The organism is Saccharopolyspora sp. NPDC050389, assembly GCF_040655595.1.
Taxonomy (GTDB): Bacteria; Actinomycetota; Actinomycetes; order Mycobacteriales; family Pseudonocardiaceae; genus Saccharopolyspora.
Genome location: NZ_JBFAKG010000108.1, coordinates 4,084 through 30,675, shown reverse-complemented (window position 1 = coordinate 30,675; position 26,592 = coordinate 4,084). Strand labels below are relative to the sequence as shown.

The window sequence follows — 26,592 nt, the reverse complement described above, 5'->3', positions numbered from 1 at the left end:
GTCGAACAAGACGACGGACATCCTCATCGCCCTACAGGATTGTGGAGCACCGACGACTGTGCAGGAGGGCCTGCAGCACAAAACGCACACGGGTGGTCAGGCCGGGCTCAGCCGATGACGGTGTTGTTCGGTCCGGCCTGGACCACGCCGACCTTGGCGTAGTCGGAATCCTGGGTGAACTGCGTGCAGCCCATCGTGTTGGGCAGCGGCAGGAACATCGCCGCCTTGCTGTTCGGCGGGTACACCCGCAGGCCCTCGGCGGCCTCGGCGCCGCAGTCCTCCGGGTTCATGTGCGCGACCGGGCTGAACAGGAAGGGCGCGGACGCCGTCTCGCCCGGTGCCAGGCTGATGACCGGCCGGTCCTTGATCACGCGCTTGGCGGGCTCGCCGATCTGGTGGCCGCCGCTGCCGACGTAGGAGACGCCGGGCGCGGAGGAGAGCGTGCAGGTGGTCGATCCGGTGTTGGTGAACTGGATCGGCGCGTAGATGTGCCCGGCGGCGCCGTCGGATTCGCCCATCGTCAGCTTCAGGACGTCGGCGCCGCAGTCCTGCCTGCCGCTGCTACCGGCCGATCCGCCGGAGCCGTGGGTGTTCGCGGCCTCGGACGCCTCGCTGCTGCCCGGCTCGACGGCGCTCTCGCCCCGGCTCGACTCGACGGAGCTCGACGCGACAGAGTCCGGCGTGCCCGCCTGCGGAGCGGAAGTCGTCGCGGACTGCTGCGGGCTGCACGCCGTCGTGGCGGCGAGGACGAAAGCGCCCGCGACGAACATGCCGACTCGAATCCCCCGAGAGTTCTTGAACACTGTGCATCTCCTTGCCTCGTTCGCTGCGCCCGATCAGGAGACGCGTTGGCGTGAAAGGGGTTGCGTCTGGTGCGCCGCGTCACAGCCGAGGCCTTCTCGGCGGAAGTGCCGCCGAATGGCGGAAGTCGAAAGTTGTGCGGCCGCCGACGAACGTCACCTTCGGGAGAGTTCCGGGGTGTTTCGGGGGTGTCCCTGAGGCGCGGTGCGGGCGTTGTGCGTAATTTCGTGGGCGCGATCAAGTGGATTCAGGGGGATCACGATGGCTCGGGTGGGACTCGCCGTGGGCGGCGCGGCGCTGGTGCTGATCGGGGGAGCGGCGCTGTTCTGGTGGCCGAAGTCCTCAGTGCAGGAGCGCACCACCGCATTGGACAGGATCGATCGCGTCGATCTCGCAGGTGGCAGCGGCGAGGTCGAGGTGCGCCACGAGCCCGGCGGTCGCGGCGAGATCGTGCAGCGCGTGCACCGCTGGGAAGGCCTGTTCTGGGGCAGCAGCGACACCACCGACGAGATCGAGCACCGCGTCGAGGGCGGCGCGCTGGTGCTGCCCACCGATTGCGGCTGGAACTGCTCTGTCGACTACCAGGTCACGCTGCCGACCTCGGTGCCCGTGGACGGCGATCTCGGCTCCGGTGGGCTGACCGTGACCGGCATGCGGTCGGTGCAGGCGGAGACCGATTCCGGTGAGGTGACGATCGGCGATATCGGCGGCCCGGTCGGCGTGCGCACCGGTTCCGGCGGGGTTTCGGTGACCCGGGTGAACGGTCCGGTCGACGCGGAAACCGGTTCCGGGGAGATCACGCTGGCGGAAATCGGCGGCGAGGTCACGATGAGCACCGGCTCCGGCGGGGTGTCGGCGACCCGGGTCGCCGGCTCGGTCGACGCGATCACGGGCTCCGGCGAGATCACGCTGGCGGGGATCGACGGCCGGGTCGCGGTCGAGAGCGGCAGCGGCGGCATCATCGGGGAAGACCTGCGCGGCGCGAACATCGTCGCGAAGGCCGATTCCGGCAGCGTCGAGCTGCGACTGATCGGCCCGCAGTCCGCCGAGGTGTCCACCGGCAGCGGCGGCATCGAGCTGACCGTGCCCAACGACCGCTACCGCGTCGCCACGGAATCCGGCTCCGGCGGCATCGAGGTCGGCGTGGTGCAGGACCCGGCGGCGCAGAAGCACCTGACGCTGTCGACCGGCAGCGGCGGCATCACCATTCGGCAGGCCTGACCCCTCCGCGAACGCCGACATGTCGACAAGCCGATGTGTCGGCGTTTCGTCCTGCCGACGACCGGCCGATCGCGGCGATCGCGTCGGCCGGTTAGATCACGGCGAGGTGTCGGCCATGTCACGCCCGGGAACTCCCGTCCCTGGTCAGCCGTTGTGCTGGCAGAAAGCTTGAGTGACTCGCGCTCAATCCGGATTGACGGTGATGATGCGCAGTGGGTAAAACTTGAGTGAGCAAGGCTCAAGGGCCGGGGATGGCGCTTGGGCGGACGTATCAAGTCGGGAGGAATTGAGCATGGCGCGAGCGGTCGGCATCGACCTGGGGACGACCAACTCCGTCGTTTCCGTCCTGGAGGGCGGTGAACCGACGGTGATCGCCAACTCCGAGGGCTCGCGGACCACGCCGTCCATCGTGGCCTTCGCGAAGAACGGCGAGATCCTCACCGGTCAGCCCGCGAAGAACCAGGCCGTCACCAACGTGGACCGCACCATCCGGTCGGTCAAGCGGCACATGGGCACCGACTGGAAGGTCCAGATCGACGACAAGCCCTACACGTCGCAGGAGATCAGCGCCCGCGTGCTGATGAAGCTCAAGCGCGACGCCGAGGCGTACCTGGGCGAGGACGTCACCGACGCGGTGATCACCGTCCCGGCCTACTTCGAGGACGCCCAGCGGCAGGCCACCAAGGAAGCCGGCCAGATCGCCGGCCTCAACGTGCTGCGCATCGTCAACGAGCCGACCGCGGCGGCGCTGGCCTACGGCCTGGACAAGGGCGAGAAGGAACAGACCATCCTGGTCTTCGACCTCGGTGGCGGCACCTTCGACGTCTCGCTGCTGGAGATCGGCGAGGGCGTCGTCGAGGTCCGCGCCACCAGTGGTGACAACCACCTCGGTGGTGACGACTGGGACGAGCGGATCGTCGAGTGGCTGGTCGACAAGTTCAAGTCCTCGTCGGGCATCGACCTGACCAAGGACCGGATGGCCATGCAGCGGATCAAGGAAGCCGCCGAGAAGGCCAAGATCGAGCTCTCCAGCTCCTCCACCGCGGGCATCAACCTGCCGTACATCACGGTCGACGCGGACAAGAACCCGCTGTTCCTGGACGAGACGCTCTCCCGCGCCGAGTTCCAGCGGATCACCTCCGACCTGCTGGAGCGCTGCCGCAAGCCGTTCGAGGCGGTCATCCGCGACGCCGGCGTCAAGCTGGAAGAGATCGACCACGTGGTGCTGGTCGGCGGTTCCACCCGGATGCCCGCGGTCAGCGACCTGGTCAAGGACCTGACCAACGGCCGCGAGCCGAACAAGGGCGTCAACCCGGACGAGGTCGTCGCCGTCGGCGCCGCCCTGCAGGCCGGCGTGCTGCGCGGTGAGGTCAAGGACGTCCTGCTGCTGGACGTCACCCCGCTGTCCCTGGGCATCGAGACCAAGGGCGGCATCATGACCAAGCTGATCGAGCGCAACACCACGATCCCGACCAAGCGCTCGGAGACCTTCACCACCGCGGACGACAACCAGCCGTCGGTGCAGATCCAGGTCTTCCAGGGCGAGCGCGAGATCGCCGCGCACAACAAGAAGCTCGGCATGTTCGAGCTCACCGGTCTCCCGCCGGCCCCGCGCGGCATGCCGCAGATCGAGGTCACCTTCGACATCGACGCCAACGGCATCGTGCACGTGTCCGCCAAGGACCTGGGCACCGGCAAGGAGCAGTCGATGACGATCACCGGCGGCTCCGCGCTGCCGAAGGACGACATCGACCGGATGGTCAAGGACGCCGAGGCGCACGCCGACGAGGACAAGCAGCGTCGCGAGGAGGCCGAGGCCCGCAACCAGGCCGAGACGCTGGTCTACCAGACCGAGAAGGTCCTCACGGAGAACGACGAGAAGCTGCCCGCCGACGTCAAGGACAAGGTGAAGGCCGCGATCGGCGAGGTCAACGAGGCGCTCAAGGGCGACGACGTGCCCGCCATCTCCGCCGCGGTGGAGAAGCTCGCCACCGAGTCGCAGGCCCTCGGCCAGGCGCTGTACGCCGAAGCCGGAGCCAACGCCGCGGCCGGTGCGGGTGACGCCGGTGCCGCTGGTGCCGGTGCCGCCGGGTCCGGTGCGTCGAAGGACGACGACGTGGTCGACGCGGAGATCGTCGACGACGAGGACGAGAAGAAGAAGTGACCGCGGACAGGCCGGAAATGTCGCGCAACGAAGGCGAGCAGGAGCCGGTGGTGGTCCGGGATCGGCGGCGCATCGACCCCGTGACCGGCCAGCGCCGGACGCCTGCTCCGAACGGAGAAGAGGCGCAGGTGGCCGAAAGCATCTCCGGCACCCTCGACGAGGAGCTCGTCAAGGGCGCCGAGCAGGAGGCCGCGGAGCCGACCGCCGAGCAGCCCGCGGGCGAGCAGGCGACCGGCGAGCAGGCCGGGCTGCAGCAGCAGGTCGACGAGCTCACCGCCGACCTCAAGCGGGTCACCGCGGAGTACGCGAACTACCGCAAGCGGGTGGAACGCGACCGCGAGTCGGTGATCGCCGCCGCGAAGGCGTCGGTGGCCGGCGACCTGCTGACGGTGCTCGACGACCTCGAGCGCGCGGAGGCCCACGGCGACCTCAGCGGCGCGTTCAAGGCCGTGGCGGACAAGCTGATCACGGCGCTGAACTCGGCCGGGCTGGAGGCGTTCGGCGCCGAAGGCGACGAGTTCGACCCGTCGGTGCACGAGGCGGTGCAGCACAGCACCTCCCCGGACGTGAGCGGGCCGACCGTGACGACCGTGCTGCGCCGCGGCTACCGGTTCGCCGACCGGGTGCTGCGCCCGGCGATGGTCGCGGTGACCGACCACGAGCCGGCCGCCGAGCCCGCCGGATCCGCCGAGCCGGCGGCCGACGAGAAGCAAGCCGAGCAGGGTTGATCGGGAACGGAGGGAGGAGCGCCCGGTGAGCGCCAGGGAATGGCTTGAGAAGGATTTCTACGCCGAACTGGGCGTCTCCTCCACGGCTTCGGCCGACGAGATCAAGAAGGCGTACCGGAAGCTGGCCCGGGAGAACCACCCGGACGCCAATCCCGGGAACGCCCAGGCCGAAGCCAAGTTCAAGGCCGTCTCCGAGGCCTACGGCGTGCTTTCCGACGCGGACAAGCGCAAGCAGTACGACGAGGCCCGGAAGCTGTTCGGCAGCGGCGGTTTCGGCGGCGGCCAGGGCGGCTTCGGTGGTTTCGGCGGCCAGGGCGGTAGCGGCGGCTTCGACATCGGCGACCTCTTCGGCGGCGCCGGTGCCGGTGCCGGTAGCGGTGGGATCGGCGACCTGTTCGGCGGCCTGTTCGGCAACCGCCGCCCCGGTGCCGGCACGGCCAACCGGCCGCGGCGCGGTGCCGACGTGGAGACCGAGGTGCGCATCGACTTCGCCGAAGCGGTGCGCGGAGCCACGGTTCCGCTGCGGCTGTCCAGCCCGGTGAGCTGTCCTAACTGCCACGGTTCGGGTGCCAAGCCGGGCACCCGGCCGCGCGCCTGCGGCACCTGCTCCGGTTCGGGGCTGGTGACGCGGAACCAGGGCGCGTTCGCGTTCAGCGAGCCGTGCCCGGACTGCCGGGGCCGCGGCCAGCTGATCGACGACCCGTGCCCGGACTGCCGCGGCGAGGGCGTCAGCACCCGCAGCCGGACGCTGACGGTGCGGATCCCGGCCGGGGTGTCCGACGGGCAGCGGATCAGGCTGGCGGCTCAGGGCGAACCCGGTCGGCAGGGCGCCGCCGCGGGCGATCTGTACGTCGTGGTGCACGTCAGTTCGCACCGGGTGTTCGGACGTTCCGGTGATGATCTGACGATCACGGTGCCTGTCACCTTCCCCGAGCTGGCGCTGGGCACTACGTTGACCGTGCCGACCCTGGACGGGAAGGTTTCGCTGAAGGTCCCGGCCGGGACCGGCAGCGGCCGCACCTTCCGGGTGCGCGGCAAGGGCGTGGGCAAGAAGGACGGCAGCAGCGGGGATCTCCTGGTGACGCTGCAGGTCGCGGTTCCGTCCAAATTGGACGACAAGGCGGCCGAGGCGCTGGCGGACTACGCGGAGGCGACCGCCGACCACGATCCGCGCCGCGACCTGAACGAGCTGCTCGGGAGGTAGTCATGGCCGGTCGCCCAACCGATCCGGGCTTCGGATTCCCGCCGGGGGCCAACGAGGACACGCCGATGTTCGTGATCTCGGTGGCCGCACAGCTGTCCGGGCTGCACGCGCAGACCCTGCGCAGCTACGACCGGCTGGGCCTGGTCTCGCCCGGACGCACTCCGGCGGGCGGCCGCCGCTACTCCCTGCGTGACATCGCCCTGCTCCGCGAGGTGCAGCGCCTCTCCCAGGAGGAGGGCGTGAACCTGGCGGGCATAAAGCGGATCATCGACCTGGAGAACGAGGTCGACGCGCTCCGCTCCAAGGTCCAGGAGCTGGCCGAGGAGGTGGCGGCGGCGCACGTGGCGGCGGAACAAGCGGCAGCGGCGGTGCACGCCTCCTACCGCCGGGACCTGGTCCCGATCCGCCAGGAAACGGCTCTCGTCGTCTGGAAACCAGACCGCAAGCGCCGCTGAGCTTTCGCAATCCCGGAAAGGCATCCGATGGCCGCGAGTCGGCCGTCGGATGCCTTTCGCTTTCGGTACCGGAAATCAGCGCGCTACCTGGAACGAAGCCTGGTGATCTCGCGAGGGCGGCTTTCGCGTTCGTCGAACACGATGTCGTCACCCGCCGACTCGTTGACGACGGCGAACGACGCCGCGAACGCCGCGTCGGATTCCCACGTGACCGTTGAGACCACGGCCTCGTCGTCCGGGGTGGTCCACACCTCGGCGGACAGGCATCCCGGCGTTGCGAGGAAGACGTCGCGGACTCGGTGCACCCGGGCGACGAACTCTTCGAAATGCGCGGGCTTCGGGTAGTGGAAGGCGATCATGCCGACGGTCATCCCGCCGCCTCCTTCGTTCTGTCCCAACGGATTCCATATATACGGTGCCGTATATATGGAGAGTATTGGCCCGACCCGACGCGCTGTCAACGCGGTCGGTGATACTGGGGACATGGCCGCTGTCACACGCACCCCGCGCAGCAGCTGGATCGAACAGGGGCTGCAGGCGCTCGCGGCGGGCGGCCCGGACGCCGTGCGCATCGAAAACCTCGCGCGGGCGCTCGGCGTCACCAAAGGCGGTTTCTACGGGCACTTCGCCGACCGGAACGCGCTGCTCGAGGAGATGCTCGATACCTGGGAACGGGAGAGCACCCGCGAGGTCATCGACCGGGTGGAGAGCGAAGGCGGCGACGCGCGGACCAAGATCTGGCGGGCGGGCATGCTCACCTTCTCCAACGACCGCCTGCTACCGATCGACCTCGCCGTCCGGGACTGGGCGCGGTGGGACGAATCCGTCGCCGAACGCCTCCGCCGCGTCGACGACAAGCGCATGGACTACCTGCGGGAGCTGTTCGGCAGCTACTGCTCCGACCCCGAGGAGGTCGAAGCCCGCAGCATGCTCCTCTTCTGCCTGGCGACCGGCCACCACTACCTCGTCGTGGATCACGGCGAGCGCACCCGCCGCGAGGTCCTGGCCCGAGCCGCCGACTTCCTGCTCGAACCGCGTGCTGCCGACGAGTGAGGGGCGTCTTCGACCGGATCAGTCGGTCGAAGACGCCCCTCGTCGGTCGTTCAGCGCGATCAGTCCAGCGTGAACGGGTCGTAGCGGATGTGGTCCAGGGACGTGCCCGCGACCAGCATGCTCGAGACTGTCGCCCGGATCATCCCCGGCGAGCCGCTGACCAGGACGTCCCAGTCCTTCCACGCGCCGTAGCGGGTCACCGCCTCCGCGAGCGTGCCGTGCTCGACTCCCGAGACGTCCGGTTCGTTCTCCAGCACCGGCGTGATCGTCAGCCACGGGTTGTGCATCGCGATGCGCTGGAGGTTCTCCAGATCGTAGAGGTCCTCGCGGGTCCGGCCGCCGTAGAACAGCTGCACGCGCGGGTTCTCGCCGTACTGCGCGAGGTCGTCGATGATCGCGCGCATCGGGGTCAGCCCGGTGCCGCCGGCGATCATCAGGACGTCCGGGGTGTTCTCCCGGTCCACGGTCAGCCGGCCCATCGGTGAGCCGATCCGCCACTGGTCGCCGGGGCGGGCGTGGCCGACCAGCGCCCGGCTGACCCAGCCGCCCTCCACCGACCGGACGTGGAACTCCATGATCCCGTCGTCGTTCGGCGCGTTGGCGGGCGTGAGGTAGCGCCACAGCCGCGGCCGCTGCGGCACCTCGACGCTCACGTACTGCCCGGCCTGGTACGGCACCGGGTGGTCGGGCTGGATGCGGAGCACCGCGACGTCCCAGCTCAGCCGCTCGTGGTGCACGATCTGGCCGGTGTACCAGGCGGGGCCGTCGTCGGCGGCGGCCGCCTCGGTCATCGCGGAGGCCATCACGGTGTACGCCTCGGCCCAGGCGCGTTCCACGCTGTCGGTCCAGGCGTCGCCGGCGTACTTCTTGATCGAGGCGAGCAGCGCGGTGCCCACCGCCTCGTAGTGGGTGGCGACCACGCCGAACTTGCGGTGGTCGCGGCCTAGCTGGTGCAGGAACGGCAGCAGCTCGTCGGGCTTGTCGACCATCTGGATGACGTGCACGAGCGCCCGCAACAGGCGGCTGCGCTGCACTTCCATGTTCACCGCGAACAGTTCGCGGGTGGCCGGCGAGAGGCTGAAGAGCATGCCGTAGAAGAACCTCGCCACCTCGTCGGTTTGCGGCTCGACGACGGCGAAGCTCTCGCGGATCAGGCGAACCATCTTGCTCACACCGGAGTTCGACGGCTCGTTGTTCGGGGGCGGTCCGGGGCTCAGTACGGCGTTCGCTGTCATGGTTCGGGGCTGTCTTCTCCACGTTGGCGGTCGTACCCAAGGCAGGCACGCACCACTACTTGCAAGCGTCCCCCGACACAGGGGGACCCTAACTCCTGCCTAGCGACGCGTCTGCCTTGATGCCACTTTTGAGTGCTTTTCAACTACATCTTGTAGATCGTGCATCGACCTGTCGGGGGAACCTAGTATCCACCGTTGTGACGGATGAGGGGGGCGTGACACGGTGACCCGCGTGACCCCCGATCACCTACCGCCGACCGGAACGGCCGAAGCGGCACTGCTCGACCTGGAGCTATCCGACCAGCCGGCCCCGAATGACGCCTGGCAGGCCATCACCCCGCTCCAGTACCACGGCCCGGCGCCCGACGCGCCGCCGCGCGACCCGTTCGTCGAGGAGCGGCCCGTCCCGCTGCCCGGCTCGACGGGCGAACACCTGCTGCAACGCGCCTACGGCACCGAGCAGCGCGCCCGGAAGTTCTACGACGACCAGGTGCTGGACCACCTGAACCCGCAGATGAAGGAGTTCCTCGGGCGGATGGACATGGCGTTCGTGGCCACGTCCGACGCGCGCGGCGAATGCGACTCCAGCCTGCGCGCCGGGCCGCCCGGCTTCATCGAGGTCCTGGACGACCGGCACGTGTGCTACCCGGAGTACCGGGGCAACGGCGTGCTGGCCAGCCTGGGCAACATCAGCGAGAACCCGCACATCGGGATCCTGCTGGTGGACTTCGTCACCGACCTGATCGGCCTGCACGTCAACGGCAAGGCCCGCATCGTCGAGGACGCCGACCTGCGCTCGATCTACCCGGCGCTGCCCGCCGAGTTCGACCGCGGCCGCACGCCGGAGCGCTGGGTGGTGGTGCAGGTCGAGGAGGCCTACATCCACTGCCGCAAGCACATCCCGCGGATGGTGCCGGTGCTGCGCACGCGCACCTGGGGCACCGACGACGTGAAGCGCAAGGGCGGCGACTACTTCGAGTCCAAGGGCATGCCCCGGCCGTGGCACCGGCCCGAGCCGGTGGGCAGCCGCGACCGCTGAGCCCCGGCATGCGCGAGCCGGGTCCGTGCCACCCGCCGGCTCGGGCACCCGCACTGCCACGCGAAACTAGTTCGAGACGGGCACTTAAAGTGGGGCGAAACGGACTAGCGTTGACCTCGCGAGGAGCGGGCCGACGGGTGGTGCCGCCATGATCGTCGGCGGCGCGGGCGGGAGAGCTGTGATCGAGGACGAGGCGCGCGGGTCGACCGGCGGGGTGCGCGAGGAAGGCGTCGACCGGCGCACCGCGGCGGAATCCGTCGAGCGCGAGCTGGTGATGATGTTCCGCCGCGCCCGGAACCTGTCGACCGCCGTGGCCGCGCACGTGCACCCCGACCTGGATCCGGCCTCGTACAGCCTGCTGCTGATGGTCGACGACGCCGGGCCGCTGCGCGGCATGGACGTCGCGGATCGCACCGGGCTGGACAAGTCCACGGTGAGCAGGCAGATCGCGACGCTGGTGGATCTGGAGCTGCTGGAGCGGGTGCCGGATCCCGACGACGGCCGGGCCCGCCGCATCCAGCTCTCCGGCCTGGGTCGCGAGCGGCTTGCCCAGGTGCGCGAGGAGCGCCGCAAGCACCTGCACGGCCAGTTCGCCAGCTGGACCACCCAGGACCTCAAGGACCTGGCCCGCCTGCTGGGCAAGCTCAACACCATGATGTGAGCACGTTTCACCAGATGAGGGGCGCCCTCGGCCGGGTTTCCCGGCCGCCGGTCGCGCCGCTTCAGTCCTCATTGGATGGAGTGGAGCGGTGCCGCACCACCGGTCCACCCGGCAACGCGTCCTTGCGCTTCTCCGCGAAGGCGCCGTCGTCGAGGTTGCGCGTGATCACCTGACTCAGGACGGTGAGCGCGTGCTGCACTTCCAAGTGGTCCAGCCCATCGATCTCGCCGGTGAGCAGCGGGCTGTCGCCGCTGAGAGTGGTCCATCCCCGATCGTCGCGGTCCAGCCGGACGGTGAGTGACCCTCCGACCGGCAGCGCGACGACCACATCGACTCGCTCCGCCGATGCGTGCCTGCCGCGATGCAGCATCGCTCGGTGAAGGTAGTCGGTCTGCGCCGCGAGCTGGTCGGGCTCCTGGCTCGCAGCCAGCTCGCGCTGGGCGTGGTGGGTGATCGCGGCGCCCTCGCCAGCCAATCCGGGCAGCAGCTCCTCCCGCGTCCAGCCCGGTCCCTGGTCGGTGGGCGGGGCCAGGACGTCCGCCACCATCTCCAGCGCTCTGCCCGCACTGGCGGTGACTCGGGTGAGGGGGTCGTTCGGGGCGCGGCCGAATGCCGGGCGGGCCACCGCGTCGACCAGTTGCGCGAGCGGCCGCACGGACTCCGCCCTCAGCTGTTCGTGCGGAATCGCCTCCACGCCGATCGGATCCTGCGCACGTGCCGAGGTGTCGATGCTGCGGGCTTTGAGGTCCGCATAGATGGTGTCACGCGAAACCCGCGCCAGTCGGGCAAGTTCAGCGACGTTGCGAGAACCGCTGCGCCACGCGGCAGCGACGAGGTCGGCACGCTCCTCGGCGAGGCGTTCTCGACGATCGGCCCAGGCGACGAGGGCGGAGAGAGCCGCGAGGCGTTCGTGTTCTTGGGTGTCCGACATGTGCGCCACCTTATGTCGACTCGATCGACATGTCGAATGGTTCGACACTTTCTTCCGCATCGAGGTTTCGGGTCGTGCTCGCGGCCGGTTTCGCCCGTTCGCACGTTTCCCCGTCTGGTGGGTGGCGTCACAACGCGACAAGTTGTGCGGTGCAACTAAATGAGTTTATAGTTGCGTGCAGCAACTAAAGGATTGGGCTCATGGGACCGACACACGAGACCTGCGCCGAGCTGCTCCGACCGCTTCGAGCGATGCTCGGCCTCAAGCAGGTGGCCATGCAGCGAGGGCAGTTCACCGCGGAACAGGTGCCCTACGCCGCCGCTGGGCTGCTCACCGAACTCGTCTTCCGCGGTGAGTGCCGGGCCTCCGACCTCGCCCACCACCGGATCGTCGACGCGTCCGTGGTGAGCCGCCAGGTCGGGCAGCTGGAGCACGCCGGCCTGATCACCCGTCGCCCCGACCCCGCCGACCGGCGAGTAGCGCTGCTGCGCGTCACGGCCGAGGGGGAACGCGCGGTGGCAGAGCTGGAACGCCGGAAGGCGGAATGGATCGGCGAGGCGCTGGCCCACTGGGACGACGCCAAGGTGCGCCAACTCGCCGGACTGCTGGGGGAAGCGATGGACGACATCCGTCGCAACACGATCAACGACGGAGTCTGTCTCGCCGACTCCGTGACCAGGGAAGGAACTCGATGACCAGCTCGACGGAGACGGCGCCGGACGCCATAGCGCCGGCCCGCCGGGACGGGGCCGAGGAGCCCGCCGCGGGATCGTCGATGACGCATCGGCAGATCCTGGAGGCGATGTCGGGCCTGATGTTGGCGCTGTTGGTCGCCATCCTCAGCTCGACGATCGTGTCGAACGCGCTGCCCCGGATCATCGCCGACCTCGACGGCACCCAGGGCCAGTACACCTGGGTCGTCACGGCGATGCTGCTCACCTCGACCGCATCCACCCCGATCTGGGGCAAGCTCTCCGACCTGTTCAGCAAGAAGCTGCTCTACCAGCTGGCCATCACGATCTTCACGGTCGGCTCGGTGCTCGGCGGTTTCGCGCAGTCGATGGAGACGCTCATCGGCTTCCGCGCCCTGCAGGGCATCGGGATGGGCGGCCTGCAGGCGCTGATCCAGGTCGTGATCGCGGCGATGGTCTCGCCGCGCGACCGCGGCCGCTACAGCGGCTACATCGGCGCCACCTTCGCGGTCGCCACGGTCAGCGGGCCGCTGGTCGGCGGCCTGATCGTGGACACCTCGTGGCTGGGCTGGCGCTGGTGCTTCTGGGTGACCGTGCCGATCGCGGTGATCGCGTTCATCGTGCTGGGCCGGACGCTGAAGCTGCCGGTCATCAAGCGGCCGGTCAAGATCGACTGGTTCGGCGCGCTGTTCCTGGTCGGCGGGGTGAGCCTGCTGCTGGTGTGGGTCTCGCTGGCCGGCAAGCAGTTCGAGTGGTGGTCGGCGGAGACCGTGACCTACGTCGGCGGCGGTCTGCTCGCCCTGATCATCGCGGTGATCATCGAGACCAAGGTCAGCGAGCCGATCGTGCCGCTGCGGATGTTCCGCAACCCGACGGTCACGATGGCCACCATCGGCACCGTCGCGGTCGGCACCGCGATGTTCGGCGGCTCGGTGTTCCTGGGCCAGTACTTCCAGATCGCGCGCAGCTTCACCCCGACCACCGCGGGGCTGATGACGCTGCCGATGGTCGGCGGCCTGTTCATCTCCTCGACCGTGTCCGGCCAGATCATCTCCCGGGTCACCGGCAAGATCAAACCGTTCCTGGTGATCGGCTCGATCGTGATGATCGCGTCGATGTGGCTGCTGAGCACCATGGACCACGAGACGAACCTGGTGCTCGTCGGCGTCTACCTGTTCCTGATGGGCATCGGCGTCGGCATGCTGATGCAGAACCTGGTCCTGGCGGTGCAGAACACCACCAGCGGCAAGGACATGGGTTCGGTGACCTCGGTCGTGACGTTCTTCCGGACCCTCGGCGGCTCGGCGGGCGTCTCGGTGCTGGGCGCGGTGCTGGCCACCCAGGTGTCGGACTACATCATGCAGGGCCTGGCGAAGATCCCCGGCATGCCGAAGGCGGCCGGATCGGGCGGCGGCTCGCTGGACGTCAACCACCTGCCGGAACCGGTGCAGTCCATCGTGCGGGCGGCCTACGGCGACGCGATCGGCGACATCTTCTTCGTCTCCGCGTGCGTCGCGGTGGTCACCTTCCTCGCGGTGATCTTCATCCGCGAGACGCCGCTGCGCACCACGATCGACAGTCATGAGGAAAGGGAGGCGGCAGCAGTGGCCGCGCACGACGACGCTGTGGACAACCTCACTCGGCCTGTGGACAACTCGGCCGCGATGCTTCCCGCGACGAACGGCTCTGCCCAGGTTGGGGGCCTCGGGCCGCGGCCAGCGCGACTGACCGCCGAGCCTGTGGACAACTCTGTGGATGGTCGCTCGGATGCCTGGTCAGAGCCGGTTGCGCCGCGTCGCTACGCGACCAACGGCAAGCACCTGGCGGGCGAGTTGACGAGCCCGGTCGACGGCGGCGGGCTGTTCGTGCACGGCACCGTCCAGGACTCGGTCGGCACGCCGGTCGCCGGTGTTGTGCTCACCCTCACCGACGCCAACGGCCGGCAGGTCGAGCGCGCCCGCACCGACCACGACGGGCAGTTCCAGCTCGCGGTCGGCCACGGCGGCACCTACGTGCTGATCGCCTCCGGCGGCAGCTACCAGCCGACCGCCTCGATGGTCGTGGTCGGCGACCGCCCGGTGCGCCACGACGTGCAGCTGCTCGGCGCAGGGCGGCTGACCGGCCTGGTGCACGTCGGCGGGCAGGGCGTCGCCGGGGCGATGGTGGTGCTCACCGACGTCCGCGGCGAGGTGGTCGCCAGCGCCAGCGCCGGCACCGGACCGGACGGGCACTACGTGTTCGCGGACCTGGTCGGCGGCTCCTACGCGCTGACCGTCACCGCGCCCGGCTACCGGCCGGTGGCGAACTCGGTCACCGTGACCGACGGCGAGCAGTCCGCTCTGGACGTCGCGTTGCAGTCCGGCACGCAGCTCAGCGGCGTGGTCCGGTCGGCGAACCTCGGCGTCGCGGTGGCGGATGCGCGGGTGACGCTGCTGGATTCCGGCGGCGCGGTCGTCGGCGCGGCCACCACCGACATCGACGGCAATTACACCTTCACCGACCTGCCCGACGGCGAGTACACGGTGATCGCGACCGGCTACCCGCCGATCGCCACCTCGCTGCGGCTGTCGGGCGAGCAGAGCACGCACGACGTCGAGCTCGGCTACCCGCAGGCCGACTGACCAGCGGTCGTGAGTGCTCGCTCCGGTTCTTACCGGAACGACCACTCACGACCTGAACGAGAGCGCGCGGATCGGGCTCCGGCCGGTCGTGAGTGCTGACTCCGGTTCTTACCGGAACTGCCACTCACGAGCGGCTGGTGATCCGCAAGCCACGGAGGAGATGTTCTAGATGGATCTCGGCCAACAGCAGGCCGAAGCGCCCGGCGTCGCCGCCGCATCGGGCGCGGTCACCGCGACGGTGCGCGGCGGCGACGGCTGGCCGGTGCCGGAAGCGGTGCTGACCGTCATCGACGGCACCGGCACGCAGGCCGCGAGGGTGCAGGGCGACGCGCAGGGCTCGGTGGTCGCATCCGGGCTGAGGGCCGGCGCCTACACCGCGATCGTCACGGCGGTCGGGCACGAACCGGTCGCCCGGACGACGCTGGTGCACGACGGGACGGCGGCCACCCTCGGCGAAGTGGAGCTGCGCCGGGTCGGCGGGGCCGACCTGCCGGCGCCCGGGGTGTGGCGGATCGACCCGGTGCACTCGTCGATCCAGGTCACCGCCAAGCACCTGGGCATCAGCAGCATCCACGGCCGGTTCAACGAGTTCGCCGGCGAGGTGCGCATCGGCAACCCGGTTGAATCGTCCACAGTGGATGTCCGGATCGCCGCGGCCAGCATCGACACGGCCAACGGGATGCGCGACGACCACCTGCGCAACGCGGACTTCCTGGACGTGGAGCGGCATCCCGAGATCACCTTCCGGTCCACCGGGCTGCGCCCGCGCGGCGGCGACCGCTGGGACCTCGACGGCGAGCTGACGCTGTGCGGGCTGACCCGGCCGGTGCGGCTGGACACCCGGTTCTCCGGCGTGGGCCCGGACCCGTGGGGCGGCACCCGGGCCTCGGCGACGGCGACCACCCAGCTGCGCCGCGAGGACTTCGCGATGACGTTCAACCAGGCCCTGCAAACGGGAATCGCCGCGATCGGCACCACGCTGAAGGTGGAGATCGACATCCAGGCCGTCCGCGAGGACTGACCTCCGGGGGCGTCAGGTGGCCGCGGGTTCGGGGACCCGCGGCCACCGGTGTTTCGGCGGCCCGAAGGTTTCCGCGGCACTTCGCTCGTGAGCACTTTGGATCGCTATGGCGCTCCAAAGTGCTCACGAGCATCTAACGGCAGATTTCCTCGTGCGTCAGACCTTTTCGAACTTGCGGACCTCGCCGGTGCGCAGCTTCTCCCGGTAGGACGCCAGTTCCCGCTTCACCACCGGGACCATGATGTACAGGCCGATGATGTTGAACAGGGCCAGCGCGAAGAGCACCGCGTCGGCGAAGTTCAGCACGCCGCCCAGCGTCAGCACCGAGCCGACCACGGTGAACAGGCAGAACACCACGTTGTAGATGCGCTCGCTGGTTTTGCCCTTGCCGAAGAGGAACAGCCACGCCCGCTGCCCGTAGTAGCCCCAGGTGATGATCGTGGAGATGGCGAACATCGCGACGGCCAGCGTGAGGACGTAGGGGAACCACGGCAGCACCGTGGCGAAGGACTCCGAGGTGACCGTGACGCCGTCCGGGGTTTCGCCGCCGGCCAGCACCTGCTGCTGGGCGTCCACCCAGAACTGCGTCTTGGCGATGACGATGGTCAGCGCCGTCATGGTGCAGACGATCACCGTGTCGATGAACGGCTCCAGCAGCGCGACCAGGCCCTCGGTGGCCGGGTGCTTGGTGCGCACCGCCGAGTGCGCGATGGGTGCCGAGCCGAGCCCCGCCTCGTTGGAGAAGGCGGCGCGCTGGAAGCCGACGATCAGCACGCCGATCATCCCGCCGAACCCGGCCTCCGGGGTGAACGCGCCGGAGATGATCTCGCCGACCGCCGCGGGCACCGCGTCGAAGTTGACGCCGATGACGATCAGGCAGGCGGTGACGTAGATGACGGCCATCGCCGGGACCAGGCGGCTGGTGACGGCGCCGATGGACTTGATCCCGCCGATGATCACGGCGCCGATGATGACCGCGAGCAGGATGCCGAACACCAGGGCCGCGCCGTCGGAGCCGAGCCAGCCGGTGTCGCCGCCGGTGACGTCGCGCAGCTGGGCGAAGGTCTGGTTGGCCTGGAACATGTTCCCGCCGGCGATGGCGAAGAACAGGATCATCACGGCGGCCAGCACGGCGAGCACCTTGCCCAGCACCGAGCCGAACGCGCCCGGGATCCGCTCCGGGATGCCCTTGCGCAGGTAGTGCATCGGGCCGCCGGAGACGGTGCCGTCCGCGGCGATCTCCCGGTACTTCACGCCCAGCGTGCACTCGACGAACTTGGTGGCCATGCCGAGCAGGCCGCAGACGATCATCCAGAACGTCGCGCCCGCGCCGCCGATGGTCACCGCCACGCCGACGCCGGCGATGTTGCCGAGCCCGACGGTGCCGGACAGCGCCGAGGCCAGCGCCTGGAAGTGGTTGATCTCGCCGGGTTCCTTCGGGTCGGTGTACTTGCCCCGGACGAGGTCGATGGAGAGCTTGAACGCGCGGAACTGGATGAAGCCGAAGACGACCGTGAACACCGCGGCGGCGATGACCAGCCAAGCCACGATCCACGGGAAGGTCACGCCGAAGACGGTGATCTCGCCGAAGACGATGTCGAGATCGGGTTGAACACGGTGTTGATCGCGTTCTCGATGTCGGCCAGGGCGCCGGGCTCGGCGGCCAGGACGAGCTGCCCGTCCGGGGGTGATGTGCTGTGGGTCATAGCCGTGTAGCTAAATCGGGTGAAATCACGCAATCAAGCACTTTGTGTGACATTTCTTCTAAAACGACATCTCGGTGTGTCCGAAAGTGAGTCAGCTGACCATTCTTGAGCGGAACTCGCTCAACTTTCCTTACGTTCACCGGGTAACATGATGGGTGCGATAGGACCCGCACGAGCAGCTCGGCCACGAGGTGAGGAATGGACGCGTTCAACCCGACGACGAAGACCCAGCAGGCGATCTCCTCCGCGGTGCAGGCCGCCACGGTGGCCGGCAACCCGGACGTCGACCCCGGACACCTGCTCGGCGCGCTGCTCGCCCAGGGCGACGGGCTGACCGCGCCGCTGCTGACCGCCGTCGGAGCCGACCCGGTGGACGTGCGGCGCGAGCTGGAGCAGCTCGTCAACAAGCTGCCGACCGCCAGCGGCAGCACCGTGTCCGCGCCGCAGCTCTCCCGCGACGCGGTCAAGGCGCTGACGCACAGCCAGCGGCTGGCGACCGAGATGGGCGACGAGTACGTCTCCACCGAGCACCTGCTGGTCGGGCTCGCCGCCGAAGGCGGCCGGGTCGCCGACCTGCTGCGCAAGCACGGCGCGACGCCGGAGGCGCTGACCGACGCGTTCGGCAAGGTGCGCGGCTCGGCGCGGGTGACCAGCCCGGATCCCGAGGGCACCTACAAGGCGCTGGAGAAGTACGGCCAGGACCTCACCGCCCGCGCCCGCAAGGGCGAGCTCGACCCGGTGATCGGCCGGGACGCCGAGATCCGGCGCGTCGTGCAGGTGCTGGCCCGCCGCACCAAGAACAACCCGGTGCTCATCGGCGAGCCCGGCGTCGGCAAGACCGCGATCGTGGAGGGCCTGGCCCAGCGCATCGTCGCCGGTGACGTGCCGGAATCGTTGCGCGGCAAGCGGGTCGTGGCGTTGGACCTCGGTTCGATGGTGGCCGGCGCGAAGTACCGCGGCGAGTTCGAGGAACGGCTCAAGGCGGTGCTCAAGGAGATCACCGAGTCGGCCGGGCAGGTCGTCACCTTCATCGACGAGCTGCACACCATCGTCGGCGCCGGTGCCTCCGGCGAGGGCGCGATGGACGCGGGCAACATGATCAAGCCGATGCTGGCGCGCGGCGAGCTGCGCATGGTCGGCGCGACCACGCTCGACGAGTACCGCGAGCACATCGAGACCGATGCCGCGCTGGAGCGCCGGTTCCAGCAGGTGCTGGTCGGCGAGCCGAGCCCGGAGGACACCGTCGCGATCCTGCGCGGCCTCAAGGAGCGCTACGAGGTGCACCACGGCGTGCGGATCACCGACGGCGCGCTGGTCGCCGCGGCCACCCTGTCCGACCGCTACATCACCGCCCGGTTCCTGCCGGACAAGGCCATCGACCTGGTCGACGAGGCCGCGTCCCGGCTGCGCATGGAGATCGACTCCCGGCCGGTGGAGATCGACGAGGTCGAGCGCGCGGTGCGGCGGCTGGAGATCGAGGAGATGGCGCTGTCCAAAGAGGACGATCCGGCCTCGTTGGAGCGGCTCGCCGCGCTGCGCGCGGAACTGGCCGACCGCCGTGAGAAGCTCTCCGAGCTGACCGCGCGGTGGCAGCAGGAGAAGGAGTCCATCGACAAGGTCCGCGACCTGAAGACGCAGCTGGAGCAGCTGCGCGGCGAGTCCGACCGCGCCGAGCGCGACGGCGACCTCGGCAAGGCCGCCGAGCTGCGCTACGGCCGGATTCCGGCGCTGGAGAAGGAACTCGAAGCGGCCGCGCGGACGCAGTCCGAGCGCAAGGCGATGCTGCAGGAAGAGGTCACCGCGGACGACGTCGCGGACGTGGTCAGCGCGTGGACCGGCATCCCGGCCGGCCGCCTGCTGGAGGGCGAGACCGCCAAGCTGCTGCGGATGGAGGACGCGCTGGAGGCGCGCGTCGTCGGGCAGTCCGAGGCGGTGCGCGCGGTGTCCGACGCGGTGCGCCGGACGCGCGCCGGCGTCGCCGACCCGGACCGGCCGACGGGCTCGTTCCTGTTCCTCGGGCCGACCGGCGTCGGCAAGACCGAGCTGGCCAAGGCGCTGGCCGGGTTCCTGTTCGACGACGAGCGGGCGATGATCCGCATCGACATGAGCGAGTACGCCGAGAAGCACTCGGTGGCCCGGCTGGTCGGCGCGCCGCCCGGCTACGTCGGCTACGACCAGGGCGGGCAGCTGACCGAGTCGGTGCGCCGGCGGCCGTACTCGGTGGTGCTGTTCGACGAGGTGGAGAAGGCGCACCAGGACGTCTTCGACGTGCTGCTGCAGGTGCTCGACGACGGGCGGCTCACCGACGGTCAGGGCCGCACGGTGGACTTCCGCAACACCATCCTGGTGCTGACCTCGAACCTCGGCTCGCAGGCGATCGCCGACCCGAACCTCACCGAGCAGGAGCGCGACGATGCGGTGCGGTCGGTGGTGCGCACGCATTTCAAGCCGGAGTTCCTGAACCGCCTGGACGACGTGGTGGTGTTCCACTCGCTGTCCACGGAGGAGCTGACGTCCATCGTGGACATCCAGGTGGACCGCATGGCCCAGCGGCTCGCCCAGCGCCGGCTGACCCTCGACGTGCAGCCGGCGGCGCGGGACTGGTTGGCGCTCAACGGTTTCGACCCGATCTACGGCGCGCGCCCGCTGCGCCGCCTGGTCCAGTCGGCGATCGGCGACCAGCTCGCCCGGAAGCTCCTGGCCGGCGAAATCCGGGAGGGCGACAAGATCCGGGTCGACACCACGGACGACAACGAATCGCTCACCGTCGACGCCGCCTGAGCTCGTGAGTGATGCTTCCGGTTCTTACCGGAGTGATCACTCACGAGCATGTTCCGCACTGTCGTGAGTGAAGATTCCGGTTCTTACCAGCATGTTCACTCACGACTCGCGGGGGCCGGCGAAGGTGGAGAGCGCCGCGACGGTGACGAAGAGGGCAGCCGTCGCGGTGAAGATCAGCGTCGCCGCGGTCAGGCCGAAGGCGGTGCTGAGGAAGCCCAGGGCCACGCTGGGGACGCTGGCCGACAGGTACGCCACGACGTAGATCAGCGCGGCGGTGCCCGCCCGGTGCTCCGGGGCCGCCAAGCCGGTCAGCATCCGGAAGCCGCCCATGAACACCAGGCCCCAGCCGGTGCCGAGCACCGCCGAGCTGACGAAGAACACCACAGCGCCTTGCCCGAGCGCGGCCGCTGCCACCCCGGCGAGCCCGACGATCATCAGCGGCGCGCCGACCCGCACCGCGCGCCGCGCCGCCCACCCGGACAGCGCCAGCTGGGCGAGCCCGCCGAACCCGGCCAGCGCCGCGACCGCCAAACCGCCCACCAGGTAGGGATTTCCACTGACCAGCCCCTTGGCCACCGACGGCCCGAGGGACATGAACATGCCGCCGACGATCCACGAGGCCAGCAGCGTCGTCGCCATCAGCGCGAACGTCACGCCCTTCCCCGCGGGCACGGTCGGCCGCTGCGGGCGCAGCACCTCGCGCAGCGTGCTGCGGCGCGCGACCGGCTCGGGCATCAGCAGCACGCCCGGGATCGCGAGCACGAAGCCGAGGATCAGCAGCAGGTAGCTGGTCAGCGTCGGCCCGGGCACGAACTGCACCAGAACACCCGCCAGCAGCGAGCCGAGCGCCATGCCCAGCCCGGCGGCGACTCCGTTGATCAGCGATCCGCGGTTCGTGCCCGGGCGCTGGAAGTCCAGCAGGGCGCCGCTGATCGCGCTGGTCGCGATCCCGGTGCCCAGGCCCTGCAGCGCCCGGCCGACCAGCAGCCAGCCGACGCCCGGCGCGACCGCGAGCACCAGCATCGAGGCGATCTCCAGCACGAGCCCGGTCAGCAGCACCGGCCTGCGGCCGATGTGGTCGGACAGCGAACCGAACAGCACCAGCGCGAGCAGGATGACGACCGCGTAGACGGCGAAGACCTCGGTGAGCACCGTGGTGGTGAAGTGCCAGCGCTGCTGGTAGATCGAGTACATCGGGGACGGCGCGGTGGAGGCCATCAGGAACAGGGCGTACAGCGCGCCGATGAACCAGAACGACGCGGGCCGGGACAGCGTGCCGCGGCCGAGGATCGCTCGGGTCCCGCTGCGGGGCTGGACGAGCTCCGTTGTGGTCATGCCTTCCTCTGCTTCCGACGGCCGCGGGTCGGCCTGCTCTCGCAGTCGGCCGCAGCGGAATGGATGATTCCGGTCCGGTCCAACCCGGCAGCGGAATGGATCATTCCGCTGTCCGCGTATGCTGTGGCCATGCCCACACCGGACAGGTCCGCGCGATACGACGACCAGGTCATCGCCGCGGCGCGCGAGGTGTTCGCCGAGCAGGGCTTCGCGGCGCCGATGGCGGAGGTCGCCAAGCGCGCGGGAGTCGGGGTGGCGAGCGTGTACCGGCGCTACCCGAGCAAGCAGGAGCTGGTCGAACAGGTCCGCATCGCCGCGTTCCGGCGGATCATCGGCGAGGCGGAGTCGGCCCGCGCCGAGGAATCCGACCCGTGGCAGGCCCTCGCCCGGTTCATGCGCCGCTGCCTGCGGGAGGGCGCCGGGATCGGCACGGTGCTGCCGCCGATGGACCAGCAGCACACCTATTCCGCGGAGTTCCGCGAGCTGCAGCGGGGCGTCGCGAAGGAGATCGAAGCCCTGGTCGACGCCGCGAAGCGGGCGGGCGAGCTGCGCCAGGACGTGGACTGGACGGACATCCTGCTGCTGCTCAAGCACCTCAACCCGGCGCTGCCGACCAGCGAGGCCCGCCGGGCCGAGCTCCGCGCGCGCTACCTGGGGCTGGTGCTCGAAGGCCTGCGCGCGGGAGGCGCGGAGCTGCCGGGGCCGGCGCCGGACCGGGCCGAGTGGCAGGCCCTCTGCGACAACTTCGCCGTGTCCTGACCGCCGGACGACCGGCTGCCAGAAACCTGTTTCCGCAGGTGTACTTTGTGTCGCTATAGCAGCACAAAGTACACACGGGTTCTGACCAGCCAAAACATCACCTAGCCCAGATGGGCATCGTGCGCCTCAGCGTCCAGCTGGGGCGCTTTTTGCTGTTCAGGGGCCTTTTCGGGGGTCTGGCTTGACGTAGATCATCGAATAGTTATCCTATGGTCGTAGGTAAATAGAGTGATAGGGGAACGGCTTGATCGAGTTCCGCGTCGACAGCGGTACCGGGGTGCCGCCCTATCGGCAGCTCGTGCATCAGGTCGAGCACGCCCTCCGGCTCGGGCAGCTGAAGGTCGGCGACCGCCTGCCCACCGTCAAAGAAGTCGCGAAGAACCTCGTCATCAACCCGAACACGGTGTTGAAGGCGTACCGCGAGCTGGAGCACAAGGGACTGGCCAAGGGCCGTCCCGGGGCGGGCACGTTCATCGAACGGGGCCTGACCGGACTGCCCGCGGAGAAGCAGGCCGAGCTGCGCGCCGGCCTGGAGGAATGGCTGGCCGAAGCGCACCGCGCGGGCATGGACGCCGAAGGCATCGCGGCGATGGTCGCGACGGTGCTGGCTGAATTTCGAATCGAGGAGCGGACTTGAGCAACATCGCGATACGGACCAGCGAGCTGGGCAAGCGGTACCGGCAGAAGTGGGCGCTGCGCGAATGCAACCTCGCGATCCCGGCGGGCCGGGTCGTCGGCCTGGTCGGACCGAACGGCGCGGGCAAATCGACCCTGATGAACCTGCTGGTCGGGCTGCTGCGGCCGACCGAGGGGCAGCTGGAGGTGCTCGGCGAGCAGGTGCAACAGACGACAGTGCTGCACCGGGTCGCCTACATCGACCAGGAGCACACGATGTACCGGAGCTTCCGCGTGCGCGAGATGCTCAAGGCCGGGCGGCTGCTGAACGACGAGTGGGACCAGTCGATCGCCACCGACCGGTTGGCCGAGCTGAACATCCCGCTCGACGCCAAGATCGGCGAGCTCTCCGGCGGCCAGCGAGCTCAGGTCGCGCTCGCGCTGGCGCTGGCTAAGGGGCCGGAACTGCTGATCCTGGACGAGCCCGTGGCCAGCCTGGATCCGTTGGCCCGCCGGGAGATGATGTCCGCGCTGATGGCGGCCAAGGCCGACCGGGACTGCACCGTCGTGCTGTCCTCGCACGTGGTGTCCGAGCTGGAACGGCTCTGCGACTACCTCGTTGTGCTGGACCGCGGCCAGCTCAAGCTGACCGGCGACATCGACGAACTGCTCGACGAGCACCGGGTCCTGATCTCGCAGAGCCCGGCGGCTCCGCCGATGCCCGACGGCGTTGTGCACCGGCACGACGACGGGCAGCGGATTTCCCTGCTGGTGCGCGGGAACGAGCCGGTCGATCCCGGCTGGCTGGTGCAGCGGGCCAACCTGGAAGAGCTGGTCATGCGGTACCTGAGCCTGGCCGCCCCGCCGTTGCTCGGAGCCCGGGAGATCGCGGCATGACCTGGCTGGTGCTCCGCCAGCACCGCGCAGCCCTGGGGGTCTTCGCGGTGCTCTTCCTCGGCGCGGCGGCGGGCTACCTGCTCTTCGGCCGGTTCGGCATGGACGCCCGCACGGTCTACTCCGATGTCTCCGGGTTCGCGCAGGTGATCAGGTACGGCGAGGAATTCGGCCGGTTCCTGCTGGTGCCGCTGTTGATCGGCATGTTCGTCGGCGCGCCGCTGGTGTCCCGCGAGCTGGAGCACAACACCTTCCGCTACGCCTGGACGCAGGGCGTTTCGCGAAGCCGTTGGCTGGCGGCGAAGGTGCTGCTGGCCGGTGGCGCGATCCTGGTGTGCAGCACGATCTTCTCGGGCGCGCACATGATGTGGTTCGCGCCGGTTGCCCCGGATCTGGGCTGGTTCCAGATCTTCAACCAGGGCGTCCCGGTGTTCCCGGCATCCTGCTTGTTCGCGTTCGCGCTCGGGGTGGCCGCCGGGACGGTCGTGAAGCAGACCGTGGCGGCGATGGCGCTCACGCTGTTCGGCGGTGCCGTGGTGTTCATCGCGTTGTCCAGGTTCCGGATGAGTTACATGACTCCGGTGGAGTTGACCGTGCCGTCGAACGGCACTTTCTCCACGGAGCTTCCGGAAAACGCCAAGGACGGCTTCCTCCTTTCCTTCGGCGGCAGCATCGACGAGAACGTATTCACCTTCCACCCCGCCGACCGGTTCTGGCCCTTCCAATTCATCGAAGCCGGAATCTACGTGGTGCTCATCGCCGGTTGCCTGGCCACTTCTTTCTGGTGGCTGCGCCGCAAACTTTCTTGACCTGCAAGGAGAAATCATGTCAGAACGGGTGTCGCTGAATGCTGCCCGGAAAACCCCGGAGGTCCGCTGATGCTCTGGATGACCTGGCGGCAGCACCGGATGGCGCTTTCCGCAACCGCCGTCCTGTTCCTCGCCCTCGCCGGCTGGCTGCTGGTGGTCGGAAGCCAGCTGCGCAGCGCGATGTCCCCGGAACAGCTGGTCGACTGCGTCGGCGTCAGGTATGACTGCGGGCCGTACCTGACGACGATCGCGACCATCGACCAGCTCGACGAAACGCTGCTCCCGCTGCTGCCTGCGCTGGTGGGCATCTTCCTCGGCGCGCCGATGCTTTCGCGGGAGATCGAGCAGCGCACGCTGCGCTACACGTGGGCGCAGGGTATCTCGCGCACGCACTGGCTGCGCACCAAGATCCTGCTCCTCGGCGCATCGGTGCTGCTGGTGAGCTCGGTCTTCTCCGCCGCGTACATGTGGCTCTACCAGCCCGCCGTCGCGACCCGCAGCTGGTTCGATGCGTTTCCCATGGCGTTCCCGGTGTTCCCGGCGATGTGCCTGTTCGGCTTCGCGCTCGGCGTCCTCGCCGGCACGGTCTTCAAGCACATGCTGGTGGGCATGGGAGTCGTGCTGGTGGGCTTCCTCGCCGTCCTGATCCCCATCGCCGCCATGCTGCGGTACTACTACATGGCGCCGGTGCAGATGCCTTCCGACGACTACAAGGTCGCCGACCACGGCATGTTGGTCGACATCTTCTACACCGCTCCCTCGGGTGCGGCGATGGACCTGGGTGCGGCCTGCGTGCAAGCCGGGCTCCCGTGCTCGCCGACCGGATACAGCTCGACGCAGATGGATCAGCTGCGGCAGGCCGGATTCGTCGAGACGTTCGCCTTCCAACCGGGCGCTCGGTTCTGGCCGTTCCAGTTCATCGAGACCGGGATCTTCCTCTGGCTCACTGCGGCGTGCATCGCGCTGACCTTCTGGCTGCTGCGTCGCAAGCACATCTGATCGAAAAGGAGAATCATCATGCGTATTCGCAAGTTGCTCGCTGCTGCCTTCGGTGCGGCGCTGGTCGGGATCGCGACCGCCGGTAGCGCCGGCGCGATCGTCGGCGGCGGCCCCGCCGACGAGCAGTACCCGTTCATGGCGTCGCTGCAGGCGCCCGACGAGCCGAGGTTCCACTGTGGAGCGACGCTGATAGCCGACGAGTGGCTGCTGACCGCCGCGCACTGCGTCGACAGCTTCGAGCCGGCGCAGCTGACCACCCGCGTCGGCAGCCCGGACCGCACCACCGGCGGCGAGGAACGCCGGATCACCGAGAAGGTCCTGCACCCGCAGTACAAGAAGGAGTTCCTGGCGCAGTACGACTTCGCGCTGCTGAAGCTCGACCGGCCCGTCGACCTGCCGGCCGTGCGGATCGCGGACGCCGCCCAGCCGGCGGGCAAGGACACCCGGCTGATCGGCTGGGGCCGGGAGTGCAGCGAGTTCGAGTGCGGCGAGGTCCCGGCCTTCCCGCAGCAGCTGAAGCAGTACGACGCCGAGGTGGGCGACGACGCCGAGTGCGCCAAGACCGACGGCAGCGTCGACACCTGCGTTCGCGCGCCCGGCGGCGGCGAGTCTGTCTGCCAGGGCGACTCCGGCGGTCCGGCGCTGATCCGCGACGCCGCCGGGCGCTGGGAGCAGATCGGCATCACCAGCCGGTTCGGCGGCACCGAGGAGGCGGACGTCTGTGGCGACGAGCCCGACATCTTCGCCGACCCGGTCGCCGTCCGGGACTGGATCGGCCAGACGATCGGTGGCTGAACCACCTGATCGGAGGTGGGGGGGGGGGCGGGGGGAAGCGGCCCCCCCCCCCCGGCATGGGGGTGTGGGAGTT

At 69.4% G+C, this 26,592-nt stretch carries 23 protein-coding genes and 1 pseudogene; 18 read left to right on the top strand and 6 right to left on the bottom strand.

What is annotated here, in order from left to right:
• Positions 1 to 107 precede the first annotated feature (107 nt).
• Positions 108 to 803, bottom strand: a complete 696-nt coding sequence (locus tag AB0I53_RS42375; RefSeq protein ID WP_358614975.1) for a DUF4232 domain-containing protein — start codon at positions 801 to 803, stop codon at positions 108 to 110.
• 259 nt (positions 804 to 1,062) lie between these two features.
• Between AB0I53_RS42375 and AB0I53_RS42370 the strand changes: the two genes are divergently transcribed.
• The 5 genes from AB0I53_RS42370 (at position 1,063) to AB0I53_RS42350 (ending at position 6,573) form a co-directional block, all read left to right on the top strand.
• Complete coding sequence (locus AB0I53_RS42370; protein ID WP_358614973.1) at positions 1,063 to 2,022, top strand: DUF4097 family beta strand repeat-containing protein; 960 nt, start codon at positions 1,063 to 1,065, stop codon at positions 2,020 to 2,022.
• Positions 2,023 to 2,314: 292 nt separating this feature from the next.
• Complete coding sequence (gene dnaK, locus AB0I53_RS42365) at positions 2,315 to 4,186, top strand: molecular chaperone DnaK (RefSeq protein ID WP_358614971.1); 1,872 nt, start codon at positions 2,315 to 2,317, stop codon at positions 4,184 to 4,186.
• A gap of 17 nt (positions 4,187 to 4,203) precedes the next feature.
• Complete coding sequence (gene grpE, locus AB0I53_RS42360) at positions 4,204 to 4,914, top strand: nucleotide exchange factor GrpE (protein WP_358614981.1); 711 nt, start codon at positions 4,204 to 4,206, stop codon at positions 4,912 to 4,914.
• Positions 4,915 to 4,939: 25 nt separating this feature from the next.
• Entirely contained in the window at positions 4,940 to 6,118 is a 1,179-nt protein-coding gene (gene dnaJ, locus AB0I53_RS42355) for a molecular chaperone DnaJ (RefSeq protein WP_358614969.1), read from the top strand.
• Between the two features lie 2 nt (positions 6,119 to 6,120).
• Positions 6,121 to 6,573 (top strand): helix-turn-helix transcriptional regulator, encoded by a 453-nt coding sequence (locus tag AB0I53_RS42350; protein ID WP_358614967.1) that lies wholly within the window; start codon positions 6,121 to 6,123, stop codon positions 6,571 to 6,573.
• A gap of 83 nt (positions 6,574 to 6,656) precedes the next feature.
• On the opposite strand, the gene AB0I53_RS42345 is transcribed toward AB0I53_RS42350, so the two are convergent.
• Positions 6,657 to 6,944: an antibiotic biosynthesis monooxygenase gene (locus AB0I53_RS42345; RefSeq protein ID WP_358614965.1), complete on the bottom strand. Its 288-nt coding sequence runs from the start codon at positions 6,942 to 6,944 to the stop codon at positions 6,657 to 6,659.
• Between the two features lie 112 nt (positions 6,945 to 7,056).
• On the opposite strand from AB0I53_RS42345, the gene AB0I53_RS42340 reads away from it, so the two are divergent.
• Positions 7,057 to 7,626 (top strand): TetR/AcrR family transcriptional regulator, encoded by a 570-nt coding sequence (locus AB0I53_RS42340; protein WP_358614963.1) that lies wholly within the window; start codon positions 7,057 to 7,059, stop codon positions 7,624 to 7,626.
• Positions 7,627 to 7,685: 59 nt separating this feature from the next.
• Here the strand turns inward: AB0I53_RS42340 and AB0I53_RS42335 are convergent, their stop codons facing one another.
• Positions 7,686 to 8,789: an FAD-binding oxidoreductase gene (locus tag AB0I53_RS42335; RefSeq protein WP_358614979.1), complete on the bottom strand. Its 1,104-nt coding sequence runs from the start codon at positions 8,787 to 8,789 to the stop codon at positions 7,686 to 7,688.
• A gap of 304 nt (positions 8,790 to 9,093) precedes the next feature.
• On the opposite strand from AB0I53_RS42335, the gene AB0I53_RS42330 reads away from it, so the two are divergent.
• Positions 9,094 to 9,900 (top strand): pyridoxamine 5'-phosphate oxidase family protein, encoded by an 807-nt coding sequence (locus AB0I53_RS42330; protein WP_358614961.1) that lies wholly within the window; start codon positions 9,094 to 9,096, stop codon positions 9,898 to 9,900.
• 148 nt (positions 9,901 to 10,048) lie between these two features.
• Positions 10,049 to 10,561, top strand: coding sequence for a MarR family transcriptional regulator (locus AB0I53_RS42325; protein WP_358614959.1), 513 nt, complete (start codon positions 10,049 to 10,051; stop codon positions 10,559 to 10,561).
• A gap of 61 nt (positions 10,562 to 10,622) precedes the next feature.
• Here AB0I53_RS42325 and AB0I53_RS42320 read toward each other — a convergent pair whose 3' ends face one another.
• Positions 10,623 to 11,492, bottom strand: coding sequence for a hypothetical protein (locus AB0I53_RS42320; RefSeq protein WP_358614957.1), 870 nt, complete (start codon positions 11,490 to 11,492; stop codon positions 10,623 to 10,625).
• A 200-nt stretch (positions 11,493 to 11,692) separates the two neighbouring features.
• Here AB0I53_RS42320 and AB0I53_RS42315 point away from each other — a divergent pair, with 200 nt between their 5' ends.
• The 3 genes from AB0I53_RS42315 to AB0I53_RS42305 all read left to right on the top strand — a co-directional run bounded on the left by AB0I53_RS42315 (position 11,693) and on the right by AB0I53_RS42305 (position 15,826).
• Positions 11,693 to 12,187 (top strand): MarR family transcriptional regulator, encoded by a 495-nt coding sequence (locus AB0I53_RS42315; RefSeq protein WP_358614955.1) that lies wholly within the window; start codon positions 11,693 to 11,695, stop codon positions 12,185 to 12,187.
• The gene (locus tag AB0I53_RS42310) at positions 12,184 to 14,805 is read left to right on the top strand and encodes an MFS transporter (RefSeq protein ID WP_358614953.1); all 2,622 of its coding nucleotides are present in this window, start codon (positions 12,184 to 12,186) and stop codon (positions 14,803 to 14,805) included. Before AB0I53_RS42315 ends, AB0I53_RS42310 begins: the two co-directional genes overlap by 4 nt.
• A 169-nt stretch (positions 14,806 to 14,974) precedes the next feature.
• The gene (locus tag AB0I53_RS42305) at positions 14,975 to 15,826 is read left to right on the top strand and encodes a YceI family protein (RefSeq protein ID WP_358614951.1); all 852 of its coding nucleotides are present in this window, start codon (positions 14,975 to 14,977) and stop codon (positions 15,824 to 15,826) included.
• Between the two features lie 156 nt (positions 15,827 to 15,982).
• Here AB0I53_RS42305 and AB0I53_RS42300 read toward each other — a convergent pair.
• Positions 15,983 to 17,532: pseudogene (locus AB0I53_RS42300) on the bottom strand (alanine/glycine:cation symporter family protein).
• A gap of 198 nt (positions 17,533 to 17,730) precedes the next feature.
• On the opposite strand from AB0I53_RS42300, the gene clpB reads away from it, so the two are divergent.
• Positions 17,731 to 20,313 (top strand): ATP-dependent chaperone ClpB, encoded by a 2,583-nt coding sequence (clpB, locus tag AB0I53_RS42295; protein WP_358614949.1) that lies wholly within the window; start codon positions 17,731 to 17,733, stop codon positions 20,311 to 20,313.
• A gap of 99 nt (positions 20,314 to 20,412) precedes the next feature.
• On the opposite strand, the gene AB0I53_RS42290 is transcribed toward clpB, so the two are convergent.
• A complete protein-coding gene (locus AB0I53_RS42290) occupies positions 20,413 to 21,648 on the bottom strand; it encodes an MFS transporter (protein WP_358614947.1) in 1,236 nt (411 codons plus the stop codon).
• 129 nt (positions 21,649 to 21,777) lie between these two features.
• On the opposite strand from AB0I53_RS42290, the gene AB0I53_RS42285 reads away from it, so the two are divergent.
• From AB0I53_RS42285 to AB0I53_RS42260, 6 genes are all read left to right on the top strand, one after another.
• Complete coding sequence (locus AB0I53_RS42285) at positions 21,778 to 22,407, top strand: helix-turn-helix domain-containing protein (RefSeq protein WP_358614945.1); 630 nt, start codon at positions 21,778 to 21,780, stop codon at positions 22,405 to 22,407.
• A 244-nt stretch (positions 22,408 to 22,651) separates the two neighbouring features.
• On the top strand, positions 22,652 to 23,044 hold the full coding sequence (locus AB0I53_RS42280) for a GntR family transcriptional regulator (protein WP_358614943.1): 393 nt from the start codon (positions 22,652 to 22,654) through the stop codon (positions 23,042 to 23,044).
• Positions 23,041 to 23,919, top strand: a complete 879-nt coding sequence (locus AB0I53_RS42275) for an ABC transporter ATP-binding protein (RefSeq protein WP_358614941.1) — start codon at positions 23,041 to 23,043, stop codon at positions 23,917 to 23,919. Before AB0I53_RS42280 ends, AB0I53_RS42275 begins: the two co-directional genes overlap by 4 nt.
• Complete coding sequence (locus AB0I53_RS42270; RefSeq protein ID WP_358614939.1) at positions 23,916 to 24,725, top strand: ABC transporter permease subunit; 810 nt, start codon at positions 23,916 to 23,918, stop codon at positions 24,723 to 24,725. The genes AB0I53_RS42275 and AB0I53_RS42270 overlap by 4 nt, the downstream gene beginning before the upstream one ends.
• Positions 24,726 to 24,794: 69 nt before the next feature.
• Positions 24,795 to 25,724 carry an ABC transporter permease subunit gene (locus AB0I53_RS42265; protein ID WP_358614937.1) on the top strand — a complete coding sequence of 310 codons (930 nt, stop codon included), beginning with the start codon at positions 24,795 to 24,797 and terminating at the stop codon, positions 25,722 to 25,724.
• An 18-nt stretch (positions 25,725 to 25,742) separates the two neighbouring features.
• Positions 25,743 to 26,519 carry a serine protease gene (locus AB0I53_RS42260; protein WP_358614935.1) on the top strand — a complete coding sequence of 259 codons (777 nt, stop codon included), beginning with the start codon at positions 25,743 to 25,745 and terminating at the stop codon, positions 26,517 to 26,519.
• Positions 26,520 to 26,592 lie beyond the last annotated feature (73 nt).

What these genes read in the sequence shown, in the direction of transcription:
- AB0I53_RS42370 (WP_358614973.1), top strand. Translation starts at nt 1,063, where the DNA reads ATGGCTCGGGTGGGACTCGCCGTGGGCGGCGCGGCGCTGGTGCTGATC.
- dnaK (WP_358614971.1), top strand. Translation starts at nt 2,315, where the DNA reads ATGGCGCGAGCGGTCGGCATCGACCTGGGGACGACCAACTCCGTCGTT.
- grpE (WP_358614981.1), top strand. Translation starts at nt 4,204, where the DNA reads ATGTCGCGCAACGAAGGCGAGCAGGAGCCGGTGGTGGTCCGGGATCGG.
- AB0I53_RS42350 (WP_358614967.1), top strand. Translation starts at nt 6,121, where the DNA reads ATGGCCGGTCGCCCAACCGATCCGGGCTTCGGATTCCCGCCGGGGGCC.
- AB0I53_RS42345 (WP_358614965.1), bottom strand. Translation starts at nt 6,944, where the DNA reads ATGACCGTCGGCATGATCGCCTTCCACTACCCGAAGCCCGCGCATTTC.
- AB0I53_RS42340 (WP_358614963.1), top strand. Translation starts at nt 7,057, where the DNA reads ATGGCCGCTGTCACACGCACCCCGCGCAGCAGCTGGATCGAACAGGGG.
- AB0I53_RS42335 (WP_358614979.1), bottom strand. Translation starts at nt 8,789, where the DNA reads ATGGTTCGCCTGATCCGCGAGAGCTTCGCCGTCGTCGAGCCGCAAACC.
- AB0I53_RS42325 (WP_358614959.1), top strand. Translation starts at nt 10,049, where the DNA reads ATGATCGTCGGCGGCGCGGGCGGGAGAGCTGTGATCGAGGACGAGGCG.
- AB0I53_RS42320 (WP_358614957.1), bottom strand. Translation starts at nt 11,492, where the DNA reads ATGTCGGACACCCAAGAACACGAACGCCTCGCGGCTCTCTCCGCCCTC.
- AB0I53_RS42315 (WP_358614955.1), top strand. Translation starts at nt 11,693, where the DNA reads ATGGGACCGACACACGAGACCTGCGCCGAGCTGCTCCGACCGCTTCGA.
- AB0I53_RS42310 (WP_358614953.1), top strand. Translation starts at nt 12,184, where the DNA reads ATGACCAGCTCGACGGAGACGGCGCCGGACGCCATAGCGCCGGCCCGC.
- AB0I53_RS42305 (WP_358614951.1), top strand. Translation starts at nt 14,975, where the DNA reads ATGGATCTCGGCCAACAGCAGGCCGAAGCGCCCGGCGTCGCCGCCGCA.
- clpB (WP_358614949.1), top strand. Translation starts at nt 17,731, where the DNA reads ATGGACGCGTTCAACCCGACGACGAAGACCCAGCAGGCGATCTCCTCC.
- AB0I53_RS42290 (WP_358614947.1), bottom strand. Translation starts at nt 21,648, where the DNA reads ATGACCACAACGGAGCTCGTCCAGCCCCGCAGCGGGACCCGAGCGATC.
- AB0I53_RS42285 (WP_358614945.1), top strand. Translation starts at nt 21,778, where the DNA reads ATGCCCACACCGGACAGGTCCGCGCGATACGACGACCAGGTCATCGCC.
- AB0I53_RS42270 (WP_358614939.1), top strand. Translation starts at nt 23,916, where the DNA reads ATGACCTGGCTGGTGCTCCGCCAGCACCGCGCAGCCCTGGGGGTCTTC.
- AB0I53_RS42265 (WP_358614937.1), top strand. Translation starts at nt 24,795, where the DNA reads ATGCTCTGGATGACCTGGCGGCAGCACCGGATGGCGCTTTCCGCAACC.
- AB0I53_RS42260 (WP_358614935.1), top strand. Translation starts at nt 25,743, where the DNA reads ATGCGTATTCGCAAGTTGCTCGCTGCTGCCTTCGGTGCGGCGCTGGTC.